Here is a 12313-nt window from a genome sequence, read left to right on the forward strand (position 1 = left end):
GTAGACTACGCTCCCGTCTTACATAGCTTCCGCTGATTCCTTCGGAATCGGCGGTTGTTGCTTTTGAAGCAGCGCCCCAGCGGCGCTCCATGGTTGAAGGCCATAGCCCTTCATCGCTTTCCCCGGCGGCCTTCCGCCTAAACGCAGACTTCTAGGGTTTTTCATGACGCGCTACATCTTCGTCACGGGCGGTGTTGTTTCTTCTTTGGGGAAAGGCATCGCCTCGGCATCCTTGGCCGCCATTCTGGAAGCGCGGGGACTGAAGGTCACCATGCTCAAGCTCGATCCGTACATCAACGTCGATCCGGGTACCATGAGCCCCTTCCAGCACGGCGAAGTCTTCGTGACCGAGGACGGCGCCGAGACCGACCTCGATCTGGGCCACTACGAGCGCTTCGTGCGCACCACCATGACCCAGAACAACAACTTCACCACCGGCCGCGTCTATGCCGACGTGCTGCGCAAGGAGCGTCGTGGTGACTACCTGGGTGCGACCATCCAGGTGATTCCGCACATCACCGACGAGATCAAGCACCGCATCATCAAGGGAGCCGCCGGCGCGGACGTGGCCCTTGTGGAAATCGGCGGCACCGTTGGTGACATCGAATCCCAGCCGTTCCTTGAAGCCATCCGTCAGCTGCGTGTGGAAGTGGGCGCCAAGCGCGCCATGCTGATGCACCTGACCCTGGTTCCGTATATCGCCACCGCTGGCGAGACCAAGACCAAGCCGACCCAGCACTCGGTTAAGGAGCTGCGCTCCATTGGCCTGCAGCCTGATGTTCTGGTCTGCCGTTCCGACCATGACGTCGACCTGTCCTCCCGTCGCAAGATCGCCCTGTTCACCAACGTTGAAGAGCGCGCGGTGATCTCCCTGCAGGACGTCGACACCATCTACAAGATCCCGTCTGTGCTGCACGCCCAGGGCCTGGACGATTTCGTCGTCGAGCGTTTTGGCCTGCAATGCGGCAGTGCCGACCTTTCCGAATGGGATCGCGTGGTGGATGCCAAGCTGAATCCCGAGAAGGAAGTCACCATCGCCATGGTCGGCAAGTACATGGAGCTGCTGGATGCGTACAAGTCGCTGATCGAAGCGATGAGCCACGCCGGCATCCAGAGTCGCACCAAGGTAAACCTGCGCTACATCGACTCCGAAGACATCGAAACCCAGGGCACCAGCTTGCTGGAAGGTGTTGACGCCATCCTGGTTCCGGGTGGATTCGGCTTGCGCGGCGTGGAAGGCAAGATCTCCACCGTGCGCTTTGCCCGCGAGAACAAGATTCCCTACCTCGGCATCTGCCTCGGCATGCAGGTGGCGGTAATCGAGTACGCCCGTAACGTGCTGGGCTGGACCGATGCCAACTCCACCGAATTCGACAAGTCCAGCGGCCACCCGGTCGTGGGCCTGATCACCGAGTGGGAAGACGCCACTGGCGCCACCGAAATCCGTACTGAAGCCTCTGACCTCGGTGGCACCATGCGCCTTGGCGCCCAGGCGTGCCAGCTGGAGAACGGCTCCCTGGTACACGATTGCTATGGCAAGGACGAGATCGTCGAGCGCCATCGCCACCGCTACGAAGTGAACAACAATCTGCTGCCACAATTGCAGGAAGCCGGCCTGAAGGTCACTGGCCGCTCTGGCGACGGTGCCTTGGTAGAAGTGGTCGAAGCTCCGGATCATCCGTGGTTCGTGGCTTGCCAGTTCCACCCGGAGTTCACCTCCACGCCGCGTTATGGCCACCCGCTGTTCAGCGGCTTCGTCAACGCCGCCTTGGCGCAGAAAGCGAAGAAGGCCTGAGCCATGGCGCAGAAGATCGTCCGCGTCGGTAACATCGAGATTGCCAACGACAAGCCCTTCGTGCTGTTCGGCGGTATGAACGTGCTGGAGTCCCGCGACCTCGCCCTGAAGGTCTGCGAGGAGTACGTCAAGGTGACCGAGAAGCTCGGTATCCCTTACGTGTTCAAGGCCAGTTTCGACAAGGCCAACCGCTCCTCGATCAACTCCTTCCGCGGCCCGGGCCTGGAAGAGGGCATGAAGATCTTCGAGGAAGTGAAGAAGACCTTCGGCGTGCCGGTGATCACCGACGTCCATGAGCCCTATCAGGCAGCTCCGGTGGCTGAAGTTTGCGACATCATCCAACTGCCGGCCTTCCTGTCTCGCCAAACCGACCTTGTGGTCGCGATGGCGAAGACCGGTGCGGTGATCAACATCAAGAAGGCCCAGTTCCTTGCACCCCACGAGATGAAGCACATCCTCACCAAGTGCGAGGAAGCCGGTAATGATCGTCTGATCCTCTGCGAGCGTGGTTCCTCCTTCGGCTACAACAACCTGGTCGTGGACATGCTCGGCTTCGGCATCATGAAGCAGTTCGAGTACCCGGTTTTCTTCGACGTCACTCACGCCCTGCAAATGCCGGGTGGCCGTGCCGACTCCGCTGGCGGCCGCCGTGCCCAGGTCACCGACCTGGCCAAGGCCGGCATGAGCCAGGGGCTGGCGGGCCTCTTCCTTGAAGCCCATCCGGACCCGGACAACGCCAAGTGCGATGGTCCCTGCGCTTTGCGCCTGAACAAACTCGAACCCTTCCTGTCCCAGCTCAAGCAGCTGGACGACCTGGTCAAGAGTTTTCCGCCGATCGAGACTGCCTGAACGGGCCGATCTCCGGTAAAGTGCCGCGTGGGCACAATCTGACCGATCGGTCAGGACGTTCGCCGGGTCAGCCGACCCCGAGGCCCGGCGAATTGCCTCACTTTCTGCTGAGCGTTTTCGTCAACTTTTGGAGTGCTAACAACAATGGCAAAGATCGTCGACATCAAGGGCCGCGAGGTTCTGGACTCCCGTGGCAACCCCACCGTGGAAGCCGATGTGATCCTCGAGAACGGCATCATCGGCAGCGCTTGCGCGCCGTCCGGTGCTTCCACCGGTTCCCGCGAGGCACTGGAACTGCGTGATGGCGACAAGAGCCGTTACCTGGGCAAGGGCGTACTGAAAGCTGTGGGCAACATCAATGGCCCGATCCGCGACCTGCTGCTGGGCAAGGACGCTGCTGACCAGAAAGCCCTCGACCGCGCCATGATCGAGCTGGACGGTACCGAGAACAAGGCCAAGCTGGGCGCCAACGCCATCCTCGCCGTGTCCCTGGCCGCCGCCAAGGCCGCTGCCCAGGCCAAGGGTGTACCGCTCTACGCCCACATTGCCGACCTGAACGGCACTCCCGGTCAGTACTCCATGCCGGTACCGATGATGAACATCATCAACGGTGGCGAGCATGCCGATAACAACGTCGACATCCAGGAATTCATGGTGCAGCCGGTTGGCGCCAAGAACTTCGCCGACGCCCTGCGCATGGGCGCCGAGATCTTCCACCACCTGAAAGCCGTGCTGAAGGCCCGTGGCCTGAACACCGCCGTCGGTGACGAAGGCGGCTTCGCTCCGAACCTGGCTTCCAACGAAGACGCCCTGGCCGCGATCGCCGAAGCTGTCGCCAATGCAGGCTACAAGCTGGGCACTGACGTGACCCTGGCTCTGGACTGCGCCTCCAGCGAATTCTTCAAGGAAGGCAAGTACGACCTCGCCGGTGAAGGCAAAGTGTTCGACGCTGCAGGCTTCGCCGACTACCTGGCTGGCCTGACCCAGCGTTATCCGATCATCTCCATCGAAGACGGCATGGACGAGTCCGACTGGGCCGGCTGGAAAGACCTGACCGACAAGATCGGCACCAAGGTTCAGCTGGTAGGTGATGACCTGTTCGTGACCAACACCAAGATCCTCAAGGAAGGCATCGAGAAGAACATTGCCAACTCGATCCTGATCAAGTTCAACCAGATCGGCTCCCTGACCGAAACCCTGGAAGCCATCCAGATGGCCAAGGCTGCCGGCTACACCGCGGTGATCTCCCACCGTTCCGGTGAGACCGAGGACAGCACCATCGCCGACCTGGCCGTAGGCACCGCCGCCGGTCAGATCAAGACTGGCTCCCTGTGCCGTTCCGACCGCGTTTCCAAGTACAACCAGCTGCTGCGTATCGAAGAGCAACTGGGCGAGAAAGCGCCGTACCGTGGCCGTGCCGAGTTCCGCGGCTAAGTCCGCAGCTGCAATCGGTCAGGCCGGGTTGAAATCAGCCGCTGAATGCCTCTTTACTTCATGTAAACTGCGCGTTATCACCTGATTTCAACCTGCCCAGCCGGCAGGGACTGGTAGAAGGGCAGCGCAAGCTGCCCTTTTCGCATGGATACTCCCTGGCAAAATGACTCGCCCTAACACTTACTGGTTGTTCGTTGTCCTGATCCTGATGCTGGCGGGCCTGCAGTATCGCCTCTGGGTGGGCGACGGTAGCCTGGCGCAGGTCCAGGATCTACAACACCAGATTGCCGAACAGAAAGGCGAGAACGAACGCCTGCTGGAGCGAAACCGCATTCTGGAAGCGGAAGTGATGGAGCTGAAAAAGGGTATGGAGACCGTCGAAGAGCGTGCCCGGCACGAGCTGGGTATGGTCAAGGAAGGCGAAACCCTCTACCAGATTTCCGAATGAACCAGGCCGATATCCCCTTTTTCTGGGCGGTGATTCCTGCCGCCGGTGTCGGTGCCCGCATGCGCGCCGACCGTCCCAAGCAGTATCTCGAACTCGCCGGGCGAACCATTCTCGAGCACAGCCTCGACTGCTTCCTGGATCATCCACAGCTCAAGGGACTGGTAGTCAGCCTTTCGGTCGACGATCCCTACTGGCCAACGCTGCCCTGCGCCACCGACGAGCGCATCATCCGTGCCGATGGCGGCAAGGAGCGCTCGGATTCGGTGCTCAGCGCTTTGTTGCGGCTGGCCGAGCACGGCGCCCGAGCCAACGACTGGGTGCTGGTGCATGATGCGGCGCGACCGAACCTGTCGCGCTACGATCTTGACCTGCTGCTGGCAGAGTTGGCTGACGACCCGGTGGGTGGCCTGCTGGCCGTGCCGGCCCGGGACACCTTGAAGCGTGCAAGCGCCGATGGCCGGGTAGCGGAAACCGTAGACCGCAGCCTGATCTGGCAGGCATACACGCCACAGATGTTTCGCTTCGGTGCCCTGCACCGGGCGCTGGCTGATGCCTTGGTAGCAGGTGTTGCCATCACCGACGAAGCCTCTGCCATGGAGTGGGCCGGCAACGCGCCCAGGCTGGTAGAGGGTCGCGCCGACAACCTCAAGATCACCCGTCCCGAAGATCTCGACTGGCTGCGTCAGCGTTGGTCGACACGCGTCTGATCCGTCGCATATTCCGGCCGTTCGGCCAGCCCAGCCTTCAGTAGGTCCACTAGTTGCCGCACCTTTGGCGAGAGGTGCCGCTGCTGTGGATAAAGTGCCCAGACCGCCGTGTTCGGCGGGCGGTGTTGTTCCAACAGCGACACCAACGCACCGCTACGCAGATGCTCCAGCACGTAGTAGTCGGGCAACTGGCATAGGCCGAACCCCCGCAGCGCCGCATTTAGCACGGCCTGGCCACTGTTGCAGCGCCAGTTGCCCTGGACCCTGATCGCATGCTCGCGCCCTTGCTGGAGGAAATCCCAATGGTCCGCGCTGCCAATCAGGCAGTTGTGCCGCGCCAACTCCGAGAGGCTGTGCGGGCGACCATAACGCTCCAGATAGGAAGGCGCTGCGCAGAGGTACATGACCCTCGGCGCAAGGCGCGTCGCCACCAGCCGCGAATCCTGCAAACGGCCCAGGCGTATCGCCAGGTCGAGTCCTTCATGCACCAGGTCCAGGGTGCGATTGCTCAATTCGATGTCCACGCGCAACTGTGGATGGCGTGCCATGAACTCGTTGACCAGTGGCACGATGAACCGTTCGCCATAGGCCACCGCGCAGGTCATGCGCAGCAAGCCCTTGGGTTCGCTGGCGAGGTCGCTCACTGCTCGAAGCGCTTCCTCGCGTGCATCCATCAGGCGTTGGCAGTGCTGCAGGAAGGTCTGTCCGGCCTCGGTAAGGGCTACCTTCCGGGTACTTCGATAGAACAGGCGTGTCTGCAGGCGTTCTTCGAGTCGGGCGATCTGCCTGCTGACATGGGATGACGAAATACCCAGGCGATCCGCCGCAGCGGTGAACTGGCCGGTTTCGGCAACGGCGACGAATTCGTCCAGGCCTTCCCAACGACTCATCATTATCCCTCCACAGCAATAAAGTTTTGCTTTGTGGTCGATTATTTACCATTGGCGCCTCAACTACACTCCTTGGCCATTTCAATCAGCAGGAGAATGACCATGATCAAGTCCCGTGCCGCTGTGGCCTTTGCGCCCAACCAGCCGCTGCAGATCGTCGAAGTCGACGTCGCGCCGCCCAAGGCCGGCGAAGTCCTGGTTCGGATCGTGGCAACGGGCGTTTGCCATACCGATGCCTATACCCTGTCCGGCGCCGACTCCGAAGGCGTGTTCCCCTGCATCCTTGGCCATGAAGGTGGCGGCATCGTCGAAGCGGTGGGCGAGGGCGTTACCTCGCTGGCGGTGGGTGATCACGTCATCCCGCTCTACACAGCCGAATGCCGCGAGTGCAAGTTCTGCAAATCCGGCAAGACCAACCTGTGCCAGAAAGTACGCGCCACTCAGGGAAAGGGTCTGATGCCGGACGGCACTTCCCGTTTCAGCTACAACGGTCAGCCGATCTACCACTACATGGGCTGCTCCACCTTCTCCGAGTACACCGTGCTGCCGGAAATCTCCCTGGCGAAGATCCCGAAGGAAGCTCCGCTGGAGAAGGTCTGCCTGCTGGGTTGCGGCGTGACCACCGGCATCGGCGCTGTGCTCAACACCGCCAAGGTAGAAGAGGGCGCCACAGTGGCCATCTTCGGTCTGGGCGGCATCGGTCTGGCGGCGATCATTGGCGCCAAGATGGCGAAGGCATCGCGCATCATCGCCATCGACATCAACCCGGAGAAGTTCGATGTGGCCCGAGAACTGGGTGCCACCGATTTCGTCAATCCGAAGGACCATGCCAAGCCGATCCAGGACGTCATCGTCGAAATGACTGATGGCGGCGTCGACTACAGCTTCGAGTGCGTCGGTAACGTCAATCTGATGCGCGCGGCGCTCGAGTGTTGCCACAAGGGTTGGGGCGAGTCCGTCATCATCGGCGTAGCGCCGGCTGGTGCGGAGATCAGCACCCGTCCGTTCCAGTTGGTGACCGGTCGTGTGTGGCGCGGTTCGGCCTTTGGCGGCGTGAAGGGGCGTACCGAGTTGCCGAGTTATGTGGACAAGGCACAGAAGGGTGAAATCCCGCTGGATACCTTCATCACCCACACCATGGGGCTGGACGACATCAACAAGGCCTTCGACCTGATGCACGAAGGCAAGAGCATCCGCTCGGTCGTCCACTACTAATCAGGCGGGCAGCCCGAGGCAGGCAAGGCCTTCAGCTTCGGGCGCCCGGCTTTGACGGAGATCGCTCCATGACTCTTGAGATCGTTTCCAGCAACAAGAGCTTCGGCGGCTGGCACAAGCGCTACCGTCACCGCTCGACCAGTCTCAACTGCGAGATGGTGTTCGCGGTCTACCTGCCGCCCCAGGCGGAACAAGGTGGAAAGTTGCCAGTGCTCTACTGGCTGTCGGGGCTGACCTGCACCGATGAGAACTTCATGCAGAAGGCCGGCGCGCAACGCCTGGCCTCGGAGCTGGGGCTGATCATCGTTGCGCCGGACACCAGCCCACGTGGCGCAGATGTACCTGCTGATCCAGACAATGCCTGGGATTTCGGTCTTGGCGCCGGCTTCTACCTGAATGCCAGCCAGGAGCCCTATGCACGTCACTACCGCATGCATGACTACGTGGTGCACGAGTTGCCCGCGCTTATCGAGGCCAACTTCCCTGTGTCTGGGAAGCGCGGTATCAGCGGCCACTCGATGGGAGGCCACGGTGCATTGGTTTGCGCGCTGCGCAATCCGGGGCGCTATCAGTCGCTGTCGGCGTTCGCCCCTATCAGCAATCCTATGGCCTGCCCTTGGGGCGAAAAGGCATTCAGTCGCTATCTGGGTGACGACCGAGCCCGCTGGCGCGAGTGGGATGCCAGCGTGTTGCTGGCCGAGGCTAACGAGCGCTTACCGATCCTGGTGGACCAGGGCGACCGTGATGACTTCCTTGCCAATCAGCTCAAGCCCGAAGCCCTGCAGGCAGCAGCCAATGCAGCCGGGCACCCGCTGACTCTGCGCCTGCAACCTGGCTACGACCACAGCTACTACTTCATTGCCAGTTTCATTGGCGACCACCTGAAGCATCACGCCGAGGCCCTCAAGGGCTAAGCGTCCGCAAAATGGGTAGAATCACGCCCTGACTTTTCAGGGCGTTCTTCTCTATGCGAATTGGCCACGGCTACGATGTACACCGCTTCGGTGAAGGCGACTTCATCACCCTCGGCGGCGTGCGCATACCCCACAAGTTCGGGCTCATTGCCCATTCCGACGGCGACGTGCTGCTGCATGCATTGGCCGATGCCCTTCTTGGCGCAGCCGCGCTGGGCGACATCGGCAAGCACTTCCCTGATACCGACCCACAGTTCAAGGGTGCTGACAGCCGTGCGCTGCTGCGTCATGTGCTCTCTCTGGTGAAAGCCAAGGGCTGGAAAGTCGGCAATGTCGACGGAACCATCGTTGCACAGGCGCCGAAGATGGCACCACATATCGAGGCCATGCGCGCCAATATTGCAGCCGATCTGGAGGTCGACCTGGACCACGTCAACGTCAAGGCCACCACTACCGAGAAGCTCGGTTTCACGGGGCGTGAGGAGGGCATCGCCGTACACGCGGTTGCCCTGCTGCTACCGGTATGAACGAGCTCGAACTGCTGGGCCCGCGCGCCCATGGTGAGCCCCTCGGGCAGGCACAACTGAAGGCCGTGGCAGAGGATTTCCAGGTCGACGAAGTGCTGGACATTCCGCTGGAAGGTGAGGGCGAGCACCTCTGGCTCTGGGTGGAGAAGCGTGAGCTGAACACCGAGGAAGCCGCGCGGCGCATTGCCCGGGCTGCCGGCGTGCCGTTGAAAGTGGTGAGCTATGCCGGGCTGAAGGACCGTCAGGCGTTGACCCGCCAATGGTTCAGCCTGCACTTGCCGGGCAAGGCTGATCCGGACCTGTCTGCCGCTGAGAGCGCGAATCTGCGGATACTCAAGATAGTCCGTCACAAGCGCAAGCTGCAACGCGGGGCCCATTCGGCCAATGGCTTCACCCTGCGCCTGACCCGCCTGGTTGCTGATCGAGAAGCACTGGACGCGCGACTCAAGCAACTGGCCGAGGCCGGGGTGCCCAACTATTTCGGCCTGCAGCGCTTTGGTCATGGCGGTGGAAACGTGGTTGACGCCCTCGCCTTTGCTGAGCGCAAGGAACTGCCGGTGCAACGCAATCTTCGTTCGCGGCTGCTCTCGGCAGGTCGCAGCTTTCTCTTCAATCGGGTGTTGGCCGAGCGTATTGCGGCCGGTACCTGGAACCGGGCTCAAGTTGGTGATCTGCTCGCTTTCACCACCAGTCGCAGCTTCTTCCCTGCAGGCGAGGCCGAGTGCAGCGACCCCCGTCTGGCCGAGCTGGATCTGCATCCGACCGGGCCGCTGTGGGGAGAGGGCGCATCGCCTGCTCAAGGTCAGCCTCAGATGCTGGAAGCGGCGATTGCCGCGGTGGAGCCGGCACTTTGCCACTGGTTGGCCGAAGCGGGAATGGCGCACGAACGGCGCATCCTCCGCCTCCCCATCGGCGGCCTGACGTGGCATTATCCCGAGCCTGACGTTCTGCAACTGGAATTCGTCCTGCCGGCTGGATGCTTCGCCACCGCAGTGGTGCGTGAGCTCGTCGATCTGCTGCCGACAGGGCAGACGGAAAACCCATGCGCATTCTGATTTCCAACGACGACGGGGTGAATGCACCCGGTCTGGCCGCTTTGCATGGTGCGCTCAAGGATTACGCCGACTGCGTGGTCATCGCACCGGACCAGGACAAGAGCGGCGCCAGCAGTTCCCTGACCCTGGACCGCCCGCTTCACCCCAGTACGCTGGACAACGGTTTCATCTGCCTCAACGGCACGCCGACCGACTGCGTCCACCTCGGGCTCAACGGCATGCTCGAGCAATTGCCTGACATGGTGGTTTCGGGGATCAACCTCGGCGCCAACCTGGGCGATGACGTGCTCTATTCGGGGACCGTGGCCGCGGCTCTGGAAGGGCGCTTCCTCGCCTTGCCCGCGTTCGCCTTCTCGCTGCTGTCGCGCCAGGCCGATAACCTGCCCACCGCCGCGCACATCGCGCGCCGGCTTGTGGCTGCGCATGATCAGCTCGACCTGCCGCCGCGCACCGTGCTCAATGTGAACATTCCCAACCTGCCGCTCGAGCGCATCCGGGGTATCCAACTGACCCGCCTGGGCCATCGCGCACGTGCTGCCGCACCGGTAAAGGTGGTCAACCCCAGGGGCAAGGAGGGATATTGGATCTCAGCGGCCGGTGACGCTGAAGACGGCGGGCCCGGTACGGATTTCCATGCAGTGATGCAGGGCTATGTGTCCATCACACCCCTGCAGCTCGATCGGACTTTCAATGAGGCCTTCCAGGGCCTCGATAGCTGGTTGGAGGGCCTGCTCTGATGTCCCGGGAACAGGATGACCTGATGCGCCGTGGGATTGGCATGACCTCCCAGCGCACTCGCGAACGCCTTATCCAGCGTCTGTACGAGGAAGGGCTGTCCAACGCCCGTGTGCTCGAAACCATTCGCCGGACACCGCGTCACCTGTTCGTCGATGAGGCCCTGGCCCATCGCGCCTACGAGGACACTGCGCTGCCGATCGGCCACAACCAGACCATCTCGCAACCCTATATGGTCGCTCGGATGACCGAGCTCCTGCTGGCTGCGGGACCGCTGGACAAGGTGCTGGAGATTGGTACCGGCTCGGGCTATCAGACCGCAATCCTCGCGCAGCTGGTCGAGCGCGTGTTTTCCGTTGAACGCATTCAGGTCCTGCAGGACAAGGCCAAGGAACGTCTGGCGGTTCTCAACCTGCGCAATGTGGTGTTCCGCTGGGGCGATGGATGGGAAGGCTGGCCAGCGCTGGCGCCTTACAACGGCATCATCGTGACGGCGGCGGCGGCGGATGTTCCCCAGGCGCTGCTGGATCAACTGGCTCCCGGTGGGCGTCTGGTGATTCCGGTGGGTGCGGGCGATGTCCAGCAATTGATGCTGATCGTTCGCGAGGAGCAGGGATTCACTCGCCATGTGCTCGACGCCGTACGCTTCGTGCCGCTGCTCAGTGGCCCGCTCGCCTGAGGCCGATTTCAGGGAACCTGCGTCTAGGGCAACTTTCTGATGCACCGCCAAGCGGCCTTCCTGCAGTACTTTGTGCGGCAGGCGACTGGCTCGTCCGGATATTTCCGGCACAATGATCAAGACCTTCGAATGTTGGGAAAGGGGACAAGAGTGAGCCTGAAGGCCATTCGGCAGTGGATTCGCGTGGGGAATGGGCTTACCTGGTTGCCCGTTTTGGCCGTCGGCATTCTGCTTGCCGGCTGCTCCAGTACCCAGAAAGATGGTGTCAGCATCGTCGATCGCAATCATTCGGGGGCGACTTCCGCGCCACAGCGACAACCCGTCACCAGCGGCCAGTACCGCGTCCAGCGCGGCGACACCCTCTATTCCATAGCGTTTCGCTTTGGCTGGGACTGGAAAGCCCTGGCAGCGCGCAACAGCATTCCTGCACCCTACGTGATTCGTCCCGGCCAGATCATCCGTTTCGATGGCCAACCTAGCCAGGCTCGTCCGACAACGGTCGCTACCGCACCCGTGGTGACCAATTCAAGAACGGGTAGTAGCGCTACTTCGACCCGCCCGCCCGTGCAGCCCCAGCAACCGGCTGTCCGCCCCCAATCGCAAGCACCGCAACCGGTCGCGACTGCACCTGTATCTACCCAGAACGCGTCTATTACGCGCTCTGCAGCCGGTTGGGTATGGCCCGCGAGTGGGCCTTTGATCGGCCGTTTTTCGTCAAACGGCAGTTTGAATAAAGGGATTGATATCGCTGGGGAATTAGGCCAGCCTGTCTTGGCTGCGTCAGATGGATCAGTTGTTTATGCCGGAAGTGGATTACGGGGCTACGGCGAATTGGTCATCATCAAGCACAGCGATACCTACGTAAGCGCCTACGGTCATAACCGCAGGCTGCTGGTGCGGGAGGGACAGCAGGTCAAGGTCGGGCAGACAATTGCCGAGATGGGCTCAACGGGAACTGACCGGGTGAAGCTTCATTTTGAAATTCGCCGTCAGGGTAAGCCTGTAGATCCGCTGCAATACCTGCCACGTCGTTGACCCGTTATTCAGCCCGTTCCACCACGTGGT

Annotated in this window: 13 protein-coding genes; 12 read left to right on the forward strand and 1 reads right to left on the reverse strand. The window is 61.8% G+C overall.

Annotated features, from left to right (window positions below):
- The first annotated feature begins 163 nt into the window (after nt 1-163).
- From D6Z43_RS26065 to ispD, 5 genes are all read left to right on the forward strand, one after another.
- Nucleotides 164-1795, forward strand: coding sequence for a CTP synthase (locus D6Z43_RS26065; protein WP_120654873.1), 1632 nt, complete (start codon nt 164-166; stop codon nt 1793-1795).
- A 3-nt stretch (nt 1796-1798) separates the two neighbouring features.
- The gene (gene kdsA / locus D6Z43_RS26070; protein WP_120654874.1) at nt 1799-2644 is read left to right on the forward strand and encodes a 3-deoxy-8-phosphooctulonate synthase; all 846 of its coding nucleotides are present in this window, start codon (nt 1799-1801) and stop codon (nt 2642-2644) included.
- A gap of 144 nt (nt 2645-2788) precedes the next feature.
- Nucleotides 2789-4078: a phosphopyruvate hydratase gene (gene eno, locus D6Z43_RS26075; RefSeq protein WP_120654875.1), complete on the forward strand. Its 1290-nt coding sequence runs from the start codon at nt 2789-2791 to the stop codon at nt 4076-4078.
- A gap of 163 nt (nt 4079-4241) precedes the next feature.
- A complete protein-coding gene (ftsB, locus tag D6Z43_RS26080; RefSeq protein WP_077527690.1) occupies nt 4242-4526 on the forward strand; it encodes a cell division protein FtsB in 285 nt (94 codons plus the stop codon).
- On the forward strand, nt 4523-5233 hold the full coding sequence (gene ispD / locus D6Z43_RS26085) for a 2-C-methyl-D-erythritol 4-phosphate cytidylyltransferase (protein ID WP_120654876.1): 711 nt from the start codon (nt 4523-4525) through the stop codon (nt 5231-5233). Before ftsB ends, ispD begins: the two co-directional genes overlap by 4 nt.
- Here ispD and D6Z43_RS26090 read toward each other — a convergent pair.
- A complete protein-coding gene (locus D6Z43_RS26090) occupies nt 5209-6123 on the reverse strand; it encodes a LysR substrate-binding domain-containing protein (protein WP_120654877.1) in 915 nt (304 codons plus the stop codon). The two genes, ispD and D6Z43_RS26090, sit on opposite strands and share 25 nt — an antisense overlap.
- Before the next feature lie 102 nt (nt 6124-6225).
- Between D6Z43_RS26090 and D6Z43_RS26095 the strand changes: the two genes are divergently transcribed.
- From D6Z43_RS26095 to D6Z43_RS26125, 7 genes are all read left to right on the forward strand, one after another.
- Nucleotides 6226-7338, forward strand: a complete 1113-nt coding sequence (locus D6Z43_RS26095) for an S-(hydroxymethyl)glutathione dehydrogenase/class III alcohol dehydrogenase (protein ID WP_120654878.1) — start codon at nt 6226-6228, stop codon at nt 7336-7338.
- Nucleotides 7339-7406: 68 nt separating this feature from the next.
- Nucleotides 7407-8252, forward strand: coding sequence for an S-formylglutathione hydrolase (gene fghA, locus D6Z43_RS26100; RefSeq protein ID WP_120654879.1), 846 nt, complete (start codon nt 7407-7409; stop codon nt 8250-8252).
- A gap of 53 nt (nt 8253-8305) precedes the next feature.
- Nucleotides 8306-8779 carry a 2-C-methyl-D-erythritol 2,4-cyclodiphosphate synthase gene (gene ispF / locus D6Z43_RS26105; protein ID WP_120654880.1) on the forward strand — a complete coding sequence of 158 codons (474 nt, stop codon included), beginning with the start codon at nt 8306-8308 and terminating at the stop codon, nt 8777-8779.
- Entirely contained in the window at nt 8776-9834 is a 1059-nt protein-coding gene (gene truD / locus D6Z43_RS26110; RefSeq protein ID WP_120654881.1) for a tRNA pseudouridine(13) synthase TruD, read from the forward strand. Before ispF ends, truD begins: the two co-directional genes overlap by 4 nt.
- Entirely contained in the window at nt 9822-10571 is a 750-nt protein-coding gene (gene surE, locus D6Z43_RS26115; RefSeq protein ID WP_120654882.1) for a 5'/3'-nucleotidase SurE, read from the forward strand. Before truD ends, surE begins: the two co-directional genes overlap by 13 nt.
- A 41-nt stretch (nt 10572-10612) precedes the next feature.
- Nucleotides 10613-11248, forward strand: coding sequence for a protein-L-isoaspartate(D-aspartate) O-methyltransferase (locus D6Z43_RS26120; RefSeq protein ID WP_174235610.1), 636 nt, complete (start codon nt 10613-10615; stop codon nt 11246-11248).
- A 132-nt stretch (nt 11249-11380) separates the two neighbouring features.
- Complete coding sequence (locus tag D6Z43_RS26125) at nt 11381-12283, forward strand: peptidoglycan DD-metalloendopeptidase family protein (RefSeq protein WP_256661054.1); 903 nt, start codon at nt 11381-11383, stop codon at nt 12281-12283.
- Nucleotides 12284-12313: the final 30 nt, after the last annotated feature.

It is taken from the genome of Pseudomonas sp. DY-1, from assembly GCF_003626975.1.
GTDB lineage: Bacteria > Pseudomonadota > Gammaproteobacteria > Pseudomonadales > Pseudomonadaceae > Metapseudomonas.

Bases quoted from the DNA above. Each gene is read 5' to 3' on its own strand.
- D6Z43_RS26065 (WP_120654873.1), top strand. From the start codon at position 164: ATGACGCGCTACATCTTCGTCACGGGCGGTGTTGTTTCTTCTTTGGGG.
- kdsA (WP_120654874.1), top strand. From the start codon at position 1,799: ATGGCGCAGAAGATCGTCCGCGTCGGTAACATCGAGATTGCCAACGAC.
- eno (WP_120654875.1), top strand. From the start codon at position 2,789: ATGGCAAAGATCGTCGACATCAAGGGCCGCGAGGTTCTGGACTCCCGT.
- ftsB (WP_077527690.1), top strand. From the start codon at position 4,242: ATGACTCGCCCTAACACTTACTGGTTGTTCGTTGTCCTGATCCTGATG.
- ispD (WP_120654876.1), top strand. From the start codon at position 4,523: ATGAACCAGGCCGATATCCCCTTTTTCTGGGCGGTGATTCCTGCCGCC.
- D6Z43_RS26090 (WP_120654877.1), bottom strand. From the start codon at position 6,123: ATGAGTCGTTGGGAAGGCCTGGACGAATTCGTCGCCGTTGCCGAAACC.
- D6Z43_RS26095 (WP_120654878.1), top strand. From the start codon at position 6,226: ATGATCAAGTCCCGTGCCGCTGTGGCCTTTGCGCCCAACCAGCCGCTG.
- fghA (WP_120654879.1), top strand. From the start codon at position 7,407: ATGACTCTTGAGATCGTTTCCAGCAACAAGAGCTTCGGCGGCTGGCAC.
- ispF (WP_120654880.1), top strand. From the start codon at position 8,306: ATGCGAATTGGCCACGGCTACGATGTACACCGCTTCGGTGAAGGCGAC.
- truD (WP_120654881.1), top strand. From the start codon at position 8,776: ATGAACGAGCTCGAACTGCTGGGCCCGCGCGCCCATGGTGAGCCCCTC.
- surE (WP_120654882.1), top strand. From the start codon at position 9,822: ATGCGCATTCTGATTTCCAACGACGACGGGGTGAATGCACCCGGTCTG.
- D6Z43_RS26120 (WP_174235610.1), top strand. From the start codon at position 10,613: ATGACCTCCCAGCGCACTCGCGAACGCCTTATCCAGCGTCTGTACGAG.